The sequence below is a fragment of the Streptomyces sp. SYP-A7185 genome (assembly GCF_046103685.1).
GTDB lineage: Bacteria > Actinomycetota > Actinomycetes > Streptomycetales > Streptomycetaceae > Streptomyces.
In genome coordinates, this window is sequence record NZ_CP122310.1 from 5805619 (window position 1) to 5822884 (window position 17266).

The following is a 17266-nucleotide window of genomic DNA, read 5'->3' on the forward strand; positions in this document are numbered from 1 at the left end:
CCCGCCCCGGACCGGCCGCGTCACCTATTTCCGGGTCATGAGCCCGTTGCGGATCAACGGCGTGAGCCGCTCCTCGACGAAACGGTTCAGCAGCCACGCGAGCAGCAGCATCGCCGCGATCGTCAGCCCGAAGGTCGCGTACGAGGGAAGTCCGAGCCCGCGGTGCAGCGCGCCCACGGTCACCCAGCCCAGGTGCTCGTGCACCAGGTAGAACGGGTACGTCAGGGCGCCCGCCACCGTCAGCCACTTCCAGTCGGCCCGGTGCAGCGCGCCGAGCGCGATCAGGAGCACCGCCGCGAAGCCCGCCGTCACGACCGCGATGATGCCGAAGGACGTGCGGTAGGAGAAGAAATCGGGGTTCGGCGCGTGCCACAGGCGCGAGACCGCGTAGTGCTGCCCGATCAGCCAGCTGACCCCCACGATCCCCCAGGCCGTGAGGTCCTTGCGGTCGCGGTGGACGAGGTAGATGCCGATGCCGCCGACGAAGAAGGGGGCGTACTCGGGCATCAGGACGAGGTCGAGCAGCGGCTCGTTCGCGCCCTCCGCGACGACCGCGGCCAGGGTCCACACCGCGCAGAACAGGATCACCCGGGCCCGGTCGGCGCCCGGCATGACCACGCAGAGCGCGAACAGGGCGTAGAAGCGCAGCTCGGCCCAGAGCGTCCAGCACACGCCGAGGACCCGGTCCACGCCGAGCGGCTGCTGGAGCATGGTCAGGTTCACCAGGGCGTCGCTGGGCGAGACCGCCTCGTACGCCACCACCGGCAGTGCGAAGACCGCCGTCACCAGGACGATCGCTGCCCAGTACGAGGGCAGCAGCCGCGAGGCGCGGGAGGCGAAGAACGCGCGCAGCGGACGCCCCCAGCCGCTCATGCAGATCACGAAGCCGCTGATCACGAAGAAGATCTGCACGCCCAGGCAGCCGTAGGCGAACCAGCCGTGCGCCGTGGGGAACTGCGTCTGCGGCGAGCTGCCCCAGGCCTCGCTGATCTCGCCGTCACGCCCGCCGTAGTGGTAGGCCGCGACCATCAGGGCCGCCACGAGCCGCAGCCCGTCCAGGGCCCTGAGGCGGGGCCGCGCGCGTCTGCCGGGCGGGGCCGGAGCGGTGCGCGGGAGCGGGGCGGCGGTGTCCGGCCCCGCGACGTGCTGCGGGAGCGTGGTTCCGGGAGAGGTCATCCGAGTGCGGTCCGCTTGATGGAGCGCTGGACCGAACGGGCGCGGCGCGCGACCCGGCGTACGGCCGCGTTGCGCGGGATGAACGAGAGCTGCGAGGGCAGCGCTCCGGGCAGGGCGAGGGCCGTGAGGCGGCGCCGCTTGAAGTACCGCCAGGTGTGCGGCGTGAGGTGCGTCGAGAGATACCGCTCGGCGGCCGTGCGCCGGCGCGGATAGATCTGCGGCTGCATGGCGAAGCCCACGGCGACCAGCAGTTCGCCCAGGTCGGCGACCGGCATGCCCGGCTGCCGTCCGGTGACCGCGCCCTTGTCGGCGAGGTCGGGGATCAGCGCGTCCACGATGGTGACCGGCACCCGGTTGCTGTTCTGGTAGGGCGCGAGCCGCTCCAGGAGGGTCTCCGTGCCCGTGCGGGCCACGGGCAGGCCGTAGAGCGCGGACGCGGTGAGCAGCGCCGTCGAGAAGCAGCCGACGACGAGCGCGGGCCGCATCCGCTGGTACAGGACCTCGGCGAGGACCGGCGAGTCGAGGACGGTCAGCTCCACGCCGATCGCCTCCGCCTCCTTCTCCAGGAGGCGCGACCAGCGGGCCGGGGCCGTCGGGTGCGGCTTGAACACCACGCGCGTATGGCCCAGTTCGGCGGCGCCGCGCACCATGCGCACGTGCAGCTCTTCCTCCTCCTCGGCGGTCAGGATGCCGAGGGCGGAGAGGTACTGGCCCAGGAGCAGGGCGGGTTCGTGCAGGTCCGGCACCTCGTCCTCACCGACGGCGAGGTGGTCGAGCACCTTCACGAACGCCTCGGTCGGCACGATCTCCGGCTCGACGCCGAACTCGGTCAGGAGCAGCGGGGTCAGGCCCGGCACCAGGTCCAGGTGCAGCAGGCGCCGCACCCGCGTGCCGACCAGCGGGTCGATCTTGTTGCGGGTCGGGCCGTAGCTCATCAGGCCGTCGGCGTAGACGTCCACGGGCGCGCCCGTGAAGATCTGCGCGAGGGCCAGGGCCGGGTTGACCTGGATCGACTCGACGGCCAGCTCGACGTCGTCGTCGCCGAGGCCCCACAGGAGGCGGATGTAGCGCTCCCACATCGGGATGTCGTCCCCGCGCGGGGCCCAACCACCCGGGTGGAAGGGCGAGATGGCCTCGTTCCAGGACCGTACGTCGTCGAAGCGGTCCCGCAGGCGTTCAAAACCCGGCATCCCGTCCACGGAGGGGGTCGTCTCCGGTGTCGCCGCGTTGTTGCTGACCAGGAGGATCCGCCGGTCGGCGGGGCCGAAGCGGTCGGCGTCGATCGCGGCGGCCAGCGTCGCGGTGCCGTAGAGCGTGGACGCGAGGAAGATCTGCGTCGTCGCCATTACGCGGCCACCTCCGCCGACACCGGTCGCCGGCGAAGACGGCGCAGGCGGGTCGCGCGCTGTATGTCCATGGAGTCGAGGGCGTCGTCGAGAACGCCCTGCGGCATCCGCTTCAGGGCGGCCGCACTCAGTGACTTCAATTTCCGCGCCACTTGTGGCTCGAACCTTTCGATGGATCCAAGATGGTGAGAAATGATCGCGCAGTAAGTACGGACCGCCTTCGGCAGGAGTTTGTCCGCGTCCCTGTCCTCGGCCGTTTCCCGGACCACCTGGTCGAATGCCCGAATGAAATCGAGCTGGCGTACGTCACCGATCTGGGTCAGGGACGAGGCGACCCCGCGCCGGTAGAAGACGCCGAGCAGACCGACCGCGGCGAAGGATTCCGCCTCGCGGTGCAGCCGCCAGATCCAGGGCCGGTCCTCCGCGGTGCGCAGGCCGTCCGTGAAGTGCAGCAGGCCCTGGTCGGCCAGGCGCCGGTGGTAGATGCCCGCCCAGGCGTAGGCGTAGTCGACGGACGTCGACCGGTCGGCGGGCAGGATGACGTCCCGCGGCGGCATGACGACGCCGCGCCTGCCGTGCGGGACACGGTGGATGCTGCGGGCCCGAGCGGTGCACTGCACATGGTCGGTCCGCACGAAGTCGCAGCCCAACTGCTCGATGGAGGCCACGAGTTGCGCGTAATAACCGGGCGCGAGCCAGTCGTCACCGTCCAGGAAGGTGAGGTACTCGCCGCGCGCCGCGTCAAGGCCCGTGTTGCGGGCGGTCGCCAGACCGCCGTTCGTCTCGTGTCTGAGATGGACGGCGCCGGGCAGCTCGCGCGCGGCACGCTCCAGGATCTCTGGAGTCTCGTCCTTCGAACAGTCGTCGACGAGAATGAATTCGAAGTCTTCGCGTGCGTTCGCCCGCAGACTCTTCAAGGTGTCGGGCGCGTATTGCTGCACGTTGTAGAACGGCACGATGACGGAGAGCTTAACCACGTGGGTGACGTTAGGTGTCGGCCCGGCATTCGTCTTGGCCGAAGGTGAGATGCCAGGTGAACGACGCATGGCGGAATGGTTAACCCGCCTGCCCGCCGGGGCTTTCCCGGGCTGATTCGCCATTCGTCGGCGTGCTGTTAACCGTTTGTTGCACCTGAGTTGGGCCGCCAATCTCCATGCCTTCCTAGCGTCCTTCCTGTGCCAGTAAGCAACAGCGGGACGACACGGATCACCGTGCTCGCCGACTCCGACACCCGGTGGAAATGGGGTGCGCTCACCGCGAGCCGCCTCACCGCCGAGGGCGCGGACACGCGCCTCGACGGACGCCTCCTGCGCGGCCGTGCCACCCCCACCGTCCGACAGCTGCAAGAGGTCGGTGTGCGCGCGGACTCGCTCCGGGAGGTCACCGCCGTCGAGTTCCTGCGCGAGGTGGAGCGCGAAGCGCCCGACGTGATCGTGCTCGCCCTCGTGGGCGGCGCGGTCCAGGCGGTCCTGCACGGACTCGCCAGGATCGCCGCTGACTCCACGGGCGCCACGGGCACCACGGGCTCAGGCAAGCGGCCCGTCGTCGTCACCGGCTATGTCGGCGTCGTCTACGAGAAGCTCGCCGACGGCCTGCTGCTGCGGCACGGCGCGGACGTCGTCCTCGCCAACTCCCGGCAGGACGCGGAGCGCTTCCGCGCCGTGTACGAGGGCGTGGGCGCCGACGCGTCGGGCGTCGTGGAGAGCGCGCTGCCGTTCCTAGGCGGCGCCGCCTACCGCGAGAAGGACCAGAAGGACCCGAAGGATCAGACGGACGACCCCTACACGGTCGTCTTCGCCGCGCAGCCCTCCGTGCCGGACAGCCGCGCCCACCGGACCTACCTGCTGCGCCGCATGGCCCGGCACGCCCGGATGCACCCCGACCGCGAGGTCCTGCTCAAGCTGCGCAGCAAGCCCGGCGAGCACACCACGCACATCGAGGAACTGCCCTACCAGAAGCTCGCCAAGGGCGAGGACCTGCCGCCCAACTGCCGCCTGGTGTACGGCAACATGGGCGAGGTCCTGGACCGTACCGACCTGCTCGTCACGGTCAGCTCCACCGCCGCGCTCGAATCCCTGCACCGCCGCATCCCCACCGTGGTCCTCACCGACCTCGGGGTGCGCGAGGCGCTCGGCAACCACCACTTCATCGGCTCCGGATGCCTGGCGTCCTGGGACGAGATCGACGCCGGGCACAGCCCCGATGCCGATCCCGAGTGGGTCGCACGGCAGGGCGTCGCGCCCGGCGGGACGTACGAGAAGGCATTCGACGCGGCACGGGCCCGCGTGGCGTCGCTGCTCGCCGAGCCCGCGCTGCCCCCGATCGCCCCGTACTACAGCCCCACCACGGCCCCCGGCTACCTCCCCGGCATCCTGGCCCGCCACCACCTCGGCCCGGACGGAGCCCCGCTCCCCGGCGCCCCCGCGGCGGACCGCGGGCCAGGACCCGTGCGCCAGGCCGTCCGCAGCGCGGCACGCGGCGCCTACCGGCACGGGGTGCAGCGCGTGGCCCCCGTCATCCGGCGGATGGGCGAGCTGTGACCCCGCCCCGAGGCATCCCCCCGCAAGGCCCCCTTCCTGGCCCTCAAGGAGCCCCCATGTCCCACCCCCACCCAGCGGGAACCCCCGTACACCGTGTCCTGGCCGTCATCCCGGCCCGCGGCGGCTCCAAGGGCGTGCCCGCCAAGAACCTCGCCCCGGTCGGCGGCGTGCCCCTGGTGGCCCGCGCCGTCCGCGAGTGCCTGGCCGCGCGGCTCGTCACGGACGTCGTCGTCTCCACGGACGACCACGTGATCGCCGAGGCCGCCCGCGCCGCCGGCGCCGAGGTGGTCCTGCGGCCCGCGGCCATCGCGGGGGACACGGCGACCAGCGAGGCGGCGGTGCTGCACGCGATGGACGCCCACGAGGCACTGCACGGCACCACCGTGGACGTCGTCCTGCTCGTGCAGTGCACCAGCCCCTTCATCGTCCGCGAGGACGTCGACGGCGTGGTCGGTTCGATCGTCGACGGCGGCGCCGACACCGCGCTGACCGTCGCGCCCTTCCACGGCTTCGTGTGGCGCGACGCCGACGACGAGCCCGCCGCCCTGGACGCGCGGCACACCGGCCAGGTCGGCGGCAGCACGAAGGTCGCACGCTCCACCGCCACCGACGGCGGGTACGGCGTCAACCACGACAAATCGTTCCGCCCGCGCCGGCAGGACCGCCCCCAGGACCTCCTGGAGACCGGCGCGGTCTACGCGATGGACGTGACCGGGTTCCGCGAGCACAAGCACCGCTTCTTCGGCCGCACCGAGCTGGTCCGCACGGACCCGGCGCGCGTCCTGGAGATCGACGACCCGCACGACCTCGCCCGCGCCCGGGCCCTCGCGCCCCTCTTCGACTCCGGCCGGGCCGACGCCCTGCCGACCCGCGACGACATCGACGCGGTCGTACTCGACTTCGACGGCACCCAGACCGACGACAGGGTGCTGATCGACTCCGAAGGACGGGAGTTCGTCTCCGTGCACCGCGGGGACGGCCTCGGCATCGCGGCCCTGCGGGACGCGGGCATCCCGCTGCTGATCCTGTCCACGGAACAGAACCCGGTCGTCGCCGCGCGCGCCAGGAAGCTGAAGCTTCCCGTCCTGCACGGCATCGACCGCAAGGACCTCGCACTCAAGCAGTGGTGCGAGGAGCAGGGCATCGCTCCCGAGCGCGTGCTCTACGTCGGCAACGACGTCAATGACCTCCCGTGCTTCGGCCTCGTCGGCTGGCCCGTGGCGGTCGCGAGCGCCCACGACGTCGTGCGCGGCGCCGCACGCGCGGTCACCGCTCTCCCCGGCGGTGACGGCGCGATCCGAGAGATCGCCGCATGGATCCTCGGCCCCTCCCTCAACAAGTAAGGAAAGTTCCTGCCATGAGCTCCAACTCCCGTCTGCGCACCTTCGGTTCCAAGACCGCCGGTCCCGGCCACCCCGTCTACATCACCGGTGAGATCGGCATCAACCACAACGGCGAGCTCGACAACGCCCTCGCCCTGATCGACGTGGCCGCCGACGCCGGCTGCGACGCGGTCAAGTTCCAGAAGCGCACCCCGGAGATCTGCACCCCGCGCGACCAGTGGGACATCGAGCGCGACACCCCCTGGGGCCGGATGACGTACATCGACTACCGCCACCGCGTGGAGTTCGGCGAGGCCGAGTACCAGGCCATCGGCGAGCACTGCAAGAAGCGCGGCATCGACTGGTTCGCCTCCCCGTGGGACACCGAGGCCGTCGCCTTCCTGGAGAAGTTCGACGTCCCGGCCCACAAGGTCGCCTCCGCGTCCCTGACGGACGACGAGCTGCTGCGCTCGCTGCGCGCCACGGGCCGCACGGTCATCCTCTCGACCGGCATGTCGACCCCGAAGCAGATCCGCCACGCGGTCGAGGTCCTCGGCTCGGACAACATCCTGCTCTGCCACGCCACGTCGACGTACCCGGCCAAGGCCGAGGAGCTGAACCTGCGCGTCATCAACACCCTCCAGCAGGAGTTCCCGAACGTCCCGATCGGCTACTCCGGCCACGAGACGGGCCTGCAGACCACGCTCGCCGCGGTCGCGCTCGGCGCCACCTTCGTGGAGCGCCACATCACCCTCGACCGCGCCATGTGGGGCTCGGACCAGGCCGCGTCGGTCGAGCCGCAGGGCCTGACCCGCCTGGTACGCGACATCCGCACCATCGAGGCCTCCCTCGGCGACGGCGTCAAGAAGGTCTACGAGTCGGAGCTCGGCCCGATGAAGAAGCTGCGCCGCGTCGCGGGCGTCGTCGCCGAGGCCGACGCCGCCGAGCGCGAGCCGGTCGCGGTCTGAGCGTCCGTGCGCTCTCGCCGGGACCCCTCACCGGGACCCCGGCACCCCTCTCGACAAGGACAGGACACGGTCATACGACGATGAGCCCCCGACCCGGGCCGAGTGCCCCCACCGCTGCGGCGCCCACCACGCTGGCGTTCGTGGAGAGCCCCGTGCAGCTCCTCAACGTCCTGGAGTGGGCGCATTCGGCGGGGGCCACCGGCCCGGCCGGGGGACTCACCGTCGTCGTCCTCTCCCCGAACGACCCCATGACCCGGGGCCAGCTGCGCCGCATGGCCCAGCTGGCCCGTGACGAGAGCCTGAACGTCCGCTGGGAGGAGGCGCGCGGCGGCGGCGCCGCTCCCTTCCACACGATCGGCGGTCTGACGGGCGCCCTGCGCGCGGCGGACCGGATCGTGATCGGCGACCCGTTCTCGCGCTACGTGCAGCTGCTCCTGACCATCACGCGGGCCCGCTCCCTGGTGGTCGTGGACGACGGCACGGCCACGATGGAGTTCGTGGCCCAACTGGCCGCGGGGGAGCGCCTGGTCCGCTGGCACCGGCGCGGCGGGCGTCCCGGGGCGCGCGACATCGCCTTCGCCCCCATCTCGGCCTCCGCGCGCCGCCGCCTGACCCCCGGCGGCAAGCGCACCGTGGAGGTCTTCTCCTCCATGCCGATCGAATCGGCGCCGGACGGCGTCCTGATCACGGCCAACACCTTCGCCTGGACGCGGGAGCGGTTCGGCCCGCCCCGGGTGGCCAAGGGCGCCGACCTGGTCGGCACGTCCCTCGTGGAGACGGGCGTGGTGGACCTGGACCGCTACGTGGAAGCGGTCCGCGCCCTCGCGCGCGCCCACGGCGCGACCCGCTACTTCGCCCACCGCCGCGAGAGCTCCGAGAAGCTCCACCGCCTGGCGGTCGAGACGGGCCTCCAGGTGGTGCGCCCCGACCTGCCCCTGGAGCTGATCGCCCGCCGTGGCCCGATCGGCCGCACGATCCTGAGCTTCCCCTCGACGGTGGTCCACACCCTCCCCCTGGCCCTCGCGGGCACGGAGGTCCGCGTGGCCGTCTGCGACATCGACCCGGCCTGGCTGACGGAGAACGCGTCCCCCCGGGCCCAGGGCTTCCTCTCGGGCGTCACCGGCACGGCCCGCGACGTCCACCGCCTGGCGTCCGTGAGCCCCGCGGCCCAGGGCATCGCCGCGACGGCCTGACACCGCGCCCCCGGGCCCCCGGGACCCCGCCGCGAGCCCCGCCGCGACCGCTGAGCGCGCATCATCCCCGGCATCCGTGGTACCTGTGGAGGGGCCGGGGCCACTGTTCCGTCTGGACGGAGCACGGCGCCGGCGAGCTCGCGTACGGCGGAGAAGGGGTGTGCGAGCGCATGTGACCAGGGCATTACCCCCCTGAAAAAGCGGGGAGTTTACCCATCTCAACTAGCGCCCATGCGCCACGCGGCCACTTTTTCTTACCCTATCGGGCTGAACTTTTGTTGATCGTGGGTCAGTTGACCCACGCGCCGCCCTACCCTTCAGAGGGTGAACCAACTGATGTCACGAGAGTCCGAGCGAGGGTCCGGGGCTGATCTGCCCGGGGAAACAGCGGGGGACGCCCCCGGGGAAGCGCTCCCCGGTGCGCTCCCGGACGCCTTGCGCACCGAACTCATCGCCTTCCGCCGCGACTTGCACATGCACCCCGAGCTGGGCAACCAGGAGTTCCGCACCACGGCGGCGCTCAAGGCCCGGCTGGAGCGCGCGGGGCTCGAACCCCGGGTACTGGACATCGGCACGGGTCTCGTCTGTGACATCGGCACCGCACGGGAGGACGGCGTACGCCCCATGCTGGCGCTGCGCGCCGACATCGACGCGCTCCCCATCCCGGACACCAAGCTCGGCGTCCCCTACCGCTCCACGGTGCCCGACCGCGCCCACGCCTGCGGCCACGACGTGCACACCACCGTGGTGCTCGGGGCCGGCCTCGTCCTGGCCGAGCTCGCGAAGCGGGGGCAACTGCCCAGGCCCGTACGGCTGATCTTCCAGCCCGCCGAGGAGGTCCTGCCCGGCGGCGCGCCCGACGCCATCGAGTCGGGCGTGCTCGACGGAGTCGGGCGGATCATCGGCGTGCACTGCGACCCCCGGGTCGACGCCGGGAAGATCGGGTTGCGGGCCGGGGCGATCACCTCCGCCTGCGACCGGCTTGAGGTCTCCCTCGACGGCCCCGGCGGGCACACCGCGCGCCCCCACCTCACCACCGACCTGGTGACCGCCGCCGCCAAGGTCGTCACCGAGGTCCCGGCCCTGGTGGCGCGGCGCATCGACGCCCGCTCGGGGCTCGCGGTGACCTGGGGCCGCATCGAGTCGGGCCACGCCTGCAACGTCATCCCGCAGCACGCCGAACTCTCCGGCACCGTCCGCTGCCTGGACCTCGACGCCTGGCGCAAGGCGCCCGACCTGGTGCACGGCGCCATCCAGGAGATCGCCGACCTGTACCGCGCCAAGTCCGAGGTGAACTACATCCGCGGCGTGCCGCCCGTGGTGAACGACCCCGAGGTGACGGACCTGCTGCGCGAGTCCATGGAGCTGCGCCGGGGGCCGTACTCCGTCGAGGACACCGAACAGAGCCTCGGCGGCGAGGACTTCTCCTGGTACCTGGAGCACGTGCCGGGCGCCATGGCCCGCCTGGGCGTGCGGACGCCCGGCGAGCGCACCGTCCGGGATCTGCACCAGGGCGACTTCGACGCGGACGAGTCGGCGATCACCGCGGGCGTGGAGCTCTTCACGGCGGCGGCACTGATCGACGGCGTGCGCTAGGTAACCACCGCTATCGGCCGGTTACGTCGGGCCCGTTCACCCGGACGTAACCGGCCCTCGGCACGAATAGGTAACGGCCGCGCGATACCCCGTTCCCCTCCCTTTCTACGCGCGTTACTGTGCGCCGAAATCAGGCCCGTCAAGGGTGCTTTGGGGAACGTAAGGGGTGCGTCCTATGCGTCTTCGTCGAGGATCTCGTGGAACCCGGGGATCGAAGCTCTCCCAAGTGGCCGTGGTGGTGGCGTCCCTCGCCCTCGCGGCCTCAGCGTGCGGCAAGACCAGCAGCGAGGCGTCACAGGACGACGGCAAGGACGACAAGGCCGGCGGTTCCTCGGAGTACAAGGACAAGGGCATCGGCCTCGCGTACGACATCGGCGGCCAGGGCGACCAGTCGTTCAACGACGCCGCCTACGCCGGGTACGAGAAGGCCCGCAAGGAGTTCAAGATCGGCGGCGTGGACATGGAGCCGGGCGACGGCGAGTCCAGCGCCGACAAGGTGCAGCGCATCGAGCAGCTGGCCAAGCAGGGCTACAACCCGGTGATAGGCGTCGGATTCATCTACGCCCCCGCCATCAAGGAGGCCGCCGCGAAGTTCCCGAAGACCACCTTCGGGATCATCGACGACAACACCGTCAAGGCCGACAACGTCGCCGACCTGGTGTTCCACGAGGAGCAGGGGTCCTATCTGGCAGGTGTCGCCGCCGCGAAGGCGACCAAGGCCGACCACGTCGGTTTCATCGGCGGCGTCGACATCAACCTCATCCACAAGTTCGAGGCGGGCTTCGTCCAGGGCGTCAAGTCCGTCGACCCCAAGATCAAGATCGAGAAGCGGTATCTGACCGAGAAGCCCGAGGACGGCGGCTTCAGCAGCCCCGACAAGGGCCAGAACGCGGCCAGCGGCCAGATCGAGTCGGGCGCCGACGTGCTGTACCACGCGGCGGGCCTCTCCGGGCAGGGCGTGATCCAGGAGGCCGGCTCCCAGAAGGTGTGGGCGATCGGCGTCGACTCCGACCAGTACCGGCAGAAGGCCCTGGCCAAGTACAAGGACTACATCCTCGGCTCGGCCCTCAAGGACGTCGGCGGCGCCGTCTACGACCTCACGAAGTCGGTCGTCGAGGGCAAGCCGATCACGGGTGAGCAGCGCTACGACCTGAAGTCGGGACGCGTCGGCTTCGCCGACTCCAATCCGAAGTACACGGCGATGAAGGACGTGGTCGCCGCCGTGGAGAAGGCCGAGAAGGACATCGTCGACGGCAAGGTCACGGTCAAGACCGTCCCGTAACCCGGTCCGCGACAGGTGGGGCGCCCCGTGCGGTGAGGGGCGCCCCACAGTGCGTACACGCTCCCGCAACCTCGCGGCCACAGCTCGATAACGGACGGGACAGAAGGGTTCTTATGTCAGGTCTACGCGCGTTACGCTGCGGCGAAATCAGCGCCAGGTGAGGCGCTCGTACGTGCTTGTGCTTGCTTGTACATAAGGAGTTCCTCTCTATGCGCCGGGTTTCCCGAATCGCCGCCGCGGGTGTCGCCACCGCCGCACTCGCCGTCTCCGCCACCGCCTGCGGCGGCACGTCCAGCGACGCCGCAGGCTCCAAGAGCGACGGCAAGAGCAAGGGCGTCGCCATCGCGTACGACGTCGGCGGCAAGGGCGACCAGTCCTTCAACGACGCCGCGACCGCCGGCATGGACAAGGCCGCCAAGGACCTGAAGGTCGGCAAGAAGGCCGTCGAGCCGACGGACGGCGAGTCCGACGCCGACAAGGCCCAGCGCCTCACCGAGCTGGCCAAGCAGGGCTACAACCCGGTGATCGGCATCGGCTACGCCTACGCCCCGGCCGTCAAGGAGGTGGCCGCGAAGTTCCCGAAGGTCAGCTTCGGCATCGTCGACGACGCCACCATCGAGGCGGACAACGTCTCGGACCTGGTCTTCAACGAGGAGCAGTCCTCGTACCTGGCGGGCGTCGCCGCGGCCAAGGCCACCAAGAGCAAGACGGTCGGCTTCATCGGCGGCGTGAACAACAACCTGATCCGCAAGTTCGAGGCCGGCTACGTCCAGGGCGTCAAGTCCGTCGACCCGAAGATCAAGATCAAGCGCCAGATGCTCACCGAGAAGGCCGAGGACGGCGGCTTCTCCAGCCCGGACAAGGGCAAGGAGGGCGCCAGCGGCCAGATCGAGGGCGGCGCCGACGTGGTCTACCACGCGGCCGGTCTCTCGGGCCAGGGCGTCATCGAGGCCGCCGCCGCCGAGAAGGTGTGGGCGATCGGTGTCGACTCCGACCAGTACAAGCAGAAGGCCCTGGCCAAGTACAAGAAGTACATCCTGACCTCGGCGACCAAGGACGTCGCCGGAGCGGTGTACAACCTGACCAAGTCGGTCCAGGATGGCAACGCCAAGGGTGGCGTGGTCCGTGCCGACCTGAAGTCCGGCGGTGTCGCGCTCGCCGACTCGAACCCCGAGTTCCAGAAGATGAAGGACCTGCAGGCCGCCGTGAAGAAGGCCGAGCAGGACATCATCAGCGGCAAGATCAAGGTCAAGATCACGCTGTAACGGGACTGCGCCTTAACGGCGAAGTCACGGCCGCGGAACGGGGTGTGGGGGACGATGGTTCCCCGCGCCCCGTTCGCGCGGCCCACTGCCCAACTCCCGTCGAACCAGGGGCGCTACGCGCGTAGGTGGCCCCTTTCCTGAGGATTCCCGAGGAGAGTGCGCCATCGACGCGTCCACAAGCCCCGACACGGGCAAGACCTCCGCCCAGGTGGTTGCCGTTGAACTCACCGGCATCACCAAGCGCTTCCCCGGCGTCGTGGCCAACCACGACATCCGCCTGACCGTCCGCAAGGGCACCGTGCACGCCCTCGTCGGCGAGAACGGCGCGGGCAAGTCGACCCTGATGAAGATCCTCTACGGCATGCAGAAGCCGGACGAGGGCACCATCTCCGTCGACGGCACCCAGGTGACCTTCGCCAGCCCCGCCGACGCCATCGCGCGCGGCATCGGCATGGTCCACCAGCACTTCATGCTCGCCGACCAGCTCACGGTCCTGGAGAACATCGTTCTCGGCAGCGAGAAGCTGCACGGCATCGGAGCCGCCGCCCGCCGCAAGATCGCCGAGATATCCGACCGGTACGGCCTCGGGGTGCGCCCCGACGCCATGGTCGAGGACCTCGGCGTCGCCGACCGCCAGCGCGTGGAGATCCTCAAGGTCCTCTACCGCGGCGCCACGACGCTCATCCTGGACGAGCCGACCGCGGTCCTCGTGCCGCAGGAGGTCGACGCGCTCTTCGACAACCTGCGCGAGCTGAAGTCCGAGGGCCTGTCCGTCATCTTCATCTCCCACAAGCTGGGCGAGGTCCTGTCCGTCGCCGACGACATCACCGTCATCCGGCGCGGCACGACCGTCGGCACGGCGGTCCCGTCCGAGACGACCCCGCGCCAGCTCGCCGAGCTGATGGTCGGCAGCGAGCTGCCCACCCCGGAGACCGCCGAGTCGACGGTCACCGAGCGGGCGATGATCGAGGTCGAGGAGCTGAAGCTGCTCGCCGACGGCGAGTCGGGCCGCGCCCTCCTCGACGACATCTCCTTCACCATCCACGAGGGCGAAGTGCTCGGCCTCGCGGGTGTCGAGGGCAACGGCCAGACCGAGCTGATCGACGCGCTCATCGGCCTCAAGCACGCCGACTCCGGCGTCATCCGCATGGCGGGCCAGGACATCACCGCCATGGCCACCCGCCACCGCCGCGAGCAGGGCGTCGGCTACATCCCCGAGGACCGCCACCGCCACGGCCTCCTCCTGGAGTCGCCGCTCTGGGAGAACCGCATGCTCGGGCACATCACCGAGAAGCCCAACTCGCGCGGCAAGGGCGGCTTCTGGCTCGACCCCAAGGGCGCCCAGGCCGACACCCGGCGCATCGTCGAGGCGTACGACGTCCGTACCCCCGGCATCGACGTCACGGCCGCGTCCCTCTCCGGCGGCAACCAGCAGAAGCTGATCGTCGGCCGCGAGATGAGCCACAAGCCCCGCTTCCTGATCGCCGCCCACCCCACCCGCGGGGTGGACGTCGGCGCGCAGGCCCAGATCTGGGACCAGATCCGCGAGGCCCGCCGCGAAGGACTCGCCGTCCTGCTGATCTCGGCGGACCTGGACGAGCTGATCGGCCTCTCCGACACCCTCCGCGTGATCTACCGCGGACGGCTCGTCGCCGACGCCGATCCGGCCACCGTCACGCCGGAGGAGCTCGGCTCGGCCATGACCGGCGCGGCCTCCGGCCACCTGGAGCACGTAGAAGAAGGCGCCGACGCCCCGGAGGACGAGGCCCGATGAAGAAGTTCGACAAGGAGCGGGTGCTCCTCGCGGTGGCCGGGCCGGTCATCGCCCTGGTCGTGGCCGTGGCGCTGACCTCGGTCGTGCTGCTGGCCTCGGGCAAGAACCCGATCGAGCCGTACACCCTGATGCTGGAGCAGATCAGCTACTCCGACGTCCAGGTCCTGACCATCAACCAGGCCGGGATGTACTACCTGGCGGCGCTCGCGGTGGCCGTCGGCTTCCGCATGAACCTGTTCAACATCGGCGTGGACGGGCAGTACCGCCTCGCCGCGATGACCACCGCGGTCGTCGGCGCGCACGTCGCGCTGCCGGCCCCGCTCCAGATACCGCTCCTGATGCTGGTCGCCATGCTCACCGGCGCCTTCTGGGCGGGCATCGCGGGCATCCTCAAGACCACCCGCGGGGTCAGCGAGGTCGTCGCGACGATCATGCTCAACGCGATCGCGACGAGCGTCATCGGCTATCTGACCCTCACCGACAACTTCGGTGTCCCGGTCGGCAACAACCAGACCACCGGCGAGATGCACGAGTCCGGCTGGTTCCCCGGCATCAGCATGGGCGAGTCCGGCGAGATCTACGGCTTCGTGATCATCGCCGCGCTCGCGGGTGTCCTGTACTGGCTGATCCTCAATCGCACCCGCTTCGGCTTCGACCTGCGCGCCACCGGCGCCTCCACGTCGGCCGCCGCGGCCTCCGGCGTCAACGCCAAGCGCATGGTGCTCAGCGCGATGCTGATCTCCGGCGCGGTCGCGGGCCTCGCGGGCATGCCGATCCTGCTCGGCGACACCCACACCTACAGCCTCAGCTTCCCCGCGGGGCTCGGCTTCACCGGCATCGGCATCGCGCTCCTCGGCCGCAACAACCCGGTCGGCATCGCGTTCGCCTCGCTGCTCTGGGCCTTCCTCGACAAGGCGTCGCCCGCCCTGGACTACGCGCAGCCGGTCGCGTACGACAAGGAGATCGCGGTGATCATGCAGGGCCTCATCGTGATCGCGGTCGTCGTCTCCTACGAGGCCGTACGCCGCTGGGGCCTGAGCCGTCAGCAGCGCCGCGTGGGCGAGGAGCTGGCCGCCGCGGCCCGCGGCGCCGACGGCGGCAACAACGACACCGTGAAGGAGGTGGCTGCCCGATGAGCTCGGCAACCGTAGCCAAGTCCCCGGCCAAGCAGCCCGCACCGGGCCGCCGCCGCGTCTCGCTCCCCGTCCTCCTGCTGATCATCGCGGGCGTCCTCGTCCTGACCTCGGTGGTCCGGCTGATCACCGACGCGGACGGCATCACCTCCACCGGCCAGATGTCCACCGCACTGCGGCTCGCCGTGCCGATCGGCCTCGCGGGCCTCGGCGGTCTGTGGGCCGAGCGCGCGGGCGTGGTCAACATCGGCCTGGAGGGCATGCTCATCCTCGGCACCTGGTTCGGCGCGTTCGCCGGTTACCAGTGGGGCCCGTGGGTCGGCATCCTGTTCGGCATCCTCGGCGGCGCGCTCGGCGGTCTGCTGCACGCGATCGTCACGGTCACCTTCAACGTCAACCACATCGTCTCCGGTGTGGCCCTGAACATTCTGGCGCTCGGCGTCACCCGCTACCTCTCCACCTTCGCCTTCGAGGGCAAGGAGGGCGGTACGTCCAAGCAGTCGCCCCCGGTCGACTCGCTCGGCGAGTTCTCCGTGCCGGGTCTGTCCGACTGGCTCCAGGACCTCAACGAGAAGCACTGGTTCCTCGTCTCGGACCTCGCCGGCCTGCTCGGCGGACTGTTCACCGACCTCTCGCCGCTCACCGTCATCGCCGTCGCGATGGTGCCGCTGAGCTGGTGGGTCCTGTGGCGCACGTCGTTCGGTCTGCGGCTGCGCTCCTGCGGCGAGAACCCGGTCGCCGCCGAGTCCCTCGGCGTGAACGTCTACAAGTACAAGTACCTCGCGGTGATCATCTCCGGTGGTCTGGCGGGCCTGGGCGGCGCGTTCCTCTCCCTGGTCGCCTCGAACATCTACCTGGAGGGCCAGACCGGCGGGCGCGGCTACATCGGCCTCGCGGCGATGATCTTCGGCAACTGGATGCCCGGCGGCCTCGCGCTCGGTGCCGGACTGTTCGGTTACACCGACAGCCTGAAGCTCCGGGGCGGCGGCACGAACGTGCACGCACTGCTCCTGCTGCTCGCGATCCTGCTGGTCATCGGCGCGGCGTACCTCGTATGGCGCAAGCGTTACGTCCCCGCGGCGATCACCGCGGCCGTCTCGGCGCTGATGTTCGCGTGGTACGGCTTGACCGACGAGGTGCCCAACCAGGTCGTCACCGCGACGCCGTACGTCGTCACGCTGCTGGTGCTCTCGCTCTCCGCCCAGCGCCTGCGGATGCCGAAGGCGGACGGCCAGCCCTACCGAAAGGGGCAAGGAACGTGACCGAGACCGACTGGGACGCGCTGCGGGACGCTGCGCGCGAGGCCATGTCCCGTGCGTACGCGCCCTACTCGGGCTTCCCGGTCGGTGCCGCGGCCCTGGTGGACGACGGCCGCACGGTGTCGGGCTGCAACGTCGAGAACGCGTCGTACGGCCTCGGCCTGTGCGCCGAATGCGGCCTCGTCTCGCAGCTCCAGCTCACCGGGGGCGGCCGTCTGACGCACTTCACGTGCGTCGACGCCAAGGGCGAGATCCTGATGCCCTGCGGCCGCTGCCGCCAGCTGCTCTACGAGTTCGGCGGCGCGACGCTCCTCCTGGAGACGGCCGCGGGCGTCCGGACCCTGGGCGAGATGCTGCCGGACCCGTTCGGACCGCAGCACCTCAACTGACGCAAGGCCCCTGCCCGTTGCCT

14 protein-coding genes are annotated in these 17266 nt (G+C 70.6%); 11 read left to right on the forward strand and 3 right to left on the reverse strand.

The features are described 5' to 3' along the window. Window positions 1-24: 24 nt before the first annotated feature. Genes QBL25_RS25570 through QBL25_RS25580 form a run of 3 tightly spaced genes read right to left on the reverse strand, consistent with a single transcriptional unit; the run spans window position 25 to window position 3499 of the window. The gene (locus QBL25_RS25570; protein WP_409059303.1) at window positions 25-1176 is read right to left on the reverse strand and encodes an acyltransferase family protein; all 1152 of its coding nucleotides are present in this window, start codon (window positions 1174-1176) and stop codon (window positions 25-27) included. Beyond that, window positions 1173-2522 (reverse strand): alpha-2,8-polysialyltransferase family protein, encoded by a 1350-nt coding sequence (locus tag QBL25_RS25575; protein ID WP_409059304.1) that lies wholly within the window; start codon window positions 2520-2522, stop codon window positions 1173-1175. The genes QBL25_RS25570 and QBL25_RS25575 overlap by 4 nt, the downstream gene beginning before the upstream one ends. Continuing rightward, entirely contained in the window at window positions 2522-3499 is a 978-nt protein-coding gene (locus QBL25_RS25580; protein WP_409059305.1) for a glycosyltransferase family 2 protein, read from the reverse strand. Before QBL25_RS25580 ends, QBL25_RS25575 begins: the two co-directional genes overlap by 1 nt. 198 nt (window positions 3500-3697) lie before the next feature. Between QBL25_RS25580 and QBL25_RS25585 the strand changes: the two genes are divergently transcribed. The 11 genes from QBL25_RS25585 (at window position 3698) to QBL25_RS25635 (ending at window position 17243) form a co-directional block, all read left to right on the forward strand. Then, window positions 3698-5062 (forward strand): DUF6716 putative glycosyltransferase, encoded by a 1365-nt coding sequence (locus QBL25_RS25585; protein WP_409059306.1) that lies wholly within the window; start codon window positions 3698-3700, stop codon window positions 5060-5062. Window positions 5063-5118: 56 nt separating this feature from the next. After that, window positions 5119-6405, forward strand: a complete 1287-nt coding sequence (locus tag QBL25_RS25590) for a cytidylyltransferase domain-containing protein (protein WP_409059307.1) — start codon at window positions 5119-5121, stop codon at window positions 6403-6405. Between the two features lie 14 nt (window positions 6406-6419). Further along, window positions 6420-7352 (forward strand): N-acetylneuraminate synthase family protein, encoded by a 933-nt coding sequence (locus QBL25_RS25595; RefSeq protein WP_409059308.1) that lies wholly within the window; start codon window positions 6420-6422, stop codon window positions 7350-7352. Window positions 7353-7432: 80 nt separating this feature from the next. Beyond that, entirely contained in the window at window positions 7433-8545 is a 1113-nt protein-coding gene (locus tag QBL25_RS25600; RefSeq protein WP_409059309.1) for a hypothetical protein, read from the forward strand. Between the two features lie 336 nt (window positions 8546-8881). Beyond that, window positions 8882-10141: a M20 family metallopeptidase gene (locus QBL25_RS25605; protein WP_409059310.1), complete on the forward strand. Its 1260-nt coding sequence runs from the start codon at window positions 8882-8884 to the stop codon at window positions 10139-10141. Window positions 10142-10316: 175 nt separating this feature from the next. Continuing rightward, window positions 10317-11423: a BMP family protein gene (locus QBL25_RS25610; protein ID WP_409059311.1), complete on the forward strand. Its 1107-nt coding sequence runs from the start codon at window positions 10317-10319 to the stop codon at window positions 11421-11423. Between the two features lie 209 nt (window positions 11424-11632). After that, on the forward strand, window positions 11633-12688 hold the full coding sequence (locus QBL25_RS25615; protein ID WP_409059312.1) for a BMP family protein: 1056 nt from the start codon (window positions 11633-11635) through the stop codon (window positions 12686-12688). Between the two features lie 208 nt (window positions 12689-12896). Next, complete coding sequence (locus QBL25_RS25620; protein WP_409059313.1) at window positions 12897-14462, forward strand: ABC transporter ATP-binding protein; 1566 nt, start codon at window positions 12897-12899, stop codon at window positions 14460-14462. Beyond that, window positions 14459-15598: an ABC transporter permease gene (locus QBL25_RS25625; protein ID WP_409059314.1), complete on the forward strand. Its 1140-nt coding sequence runs from the start codon at window positions 14459-14461 to the stop codon at window positions 15596-15598. Before QBL25_RS25620 ends, QBL25_RS25625 begins: the two co-directional genes overlap by 4 nt. After that, window positions 15595-16857, forward strand: a complete 1263-nt coding sequence (locus tag QBL25_RS25630) for an ABC transporter permease (RefSeq protein WP_409059315.1) — start codon at window positions 15595-15597, stop codon at window positions 16855-16857. Before QBL25_RS25625 ends, QBL25_RS25630 begins: the two co-directional genes overlap by 4 nt. Further along, window positions 16854-17243 (forward strand): cytidine deaminase, encoded by a 390-nt coding sequence (locus QBL25_RS25635; RefSeq protein WP_409059316.1) that lies wholly within the window; start codon window positions 16854-16856, stop codon window positions 17241-17243. Before QBL25_RS25630 ends, QBL25_RS25635 begins: the two co-directional genes overlap by 4 nt. The last annotated feature ends 23 nt before the right edge of the window (window positions 17244-17266 follow it).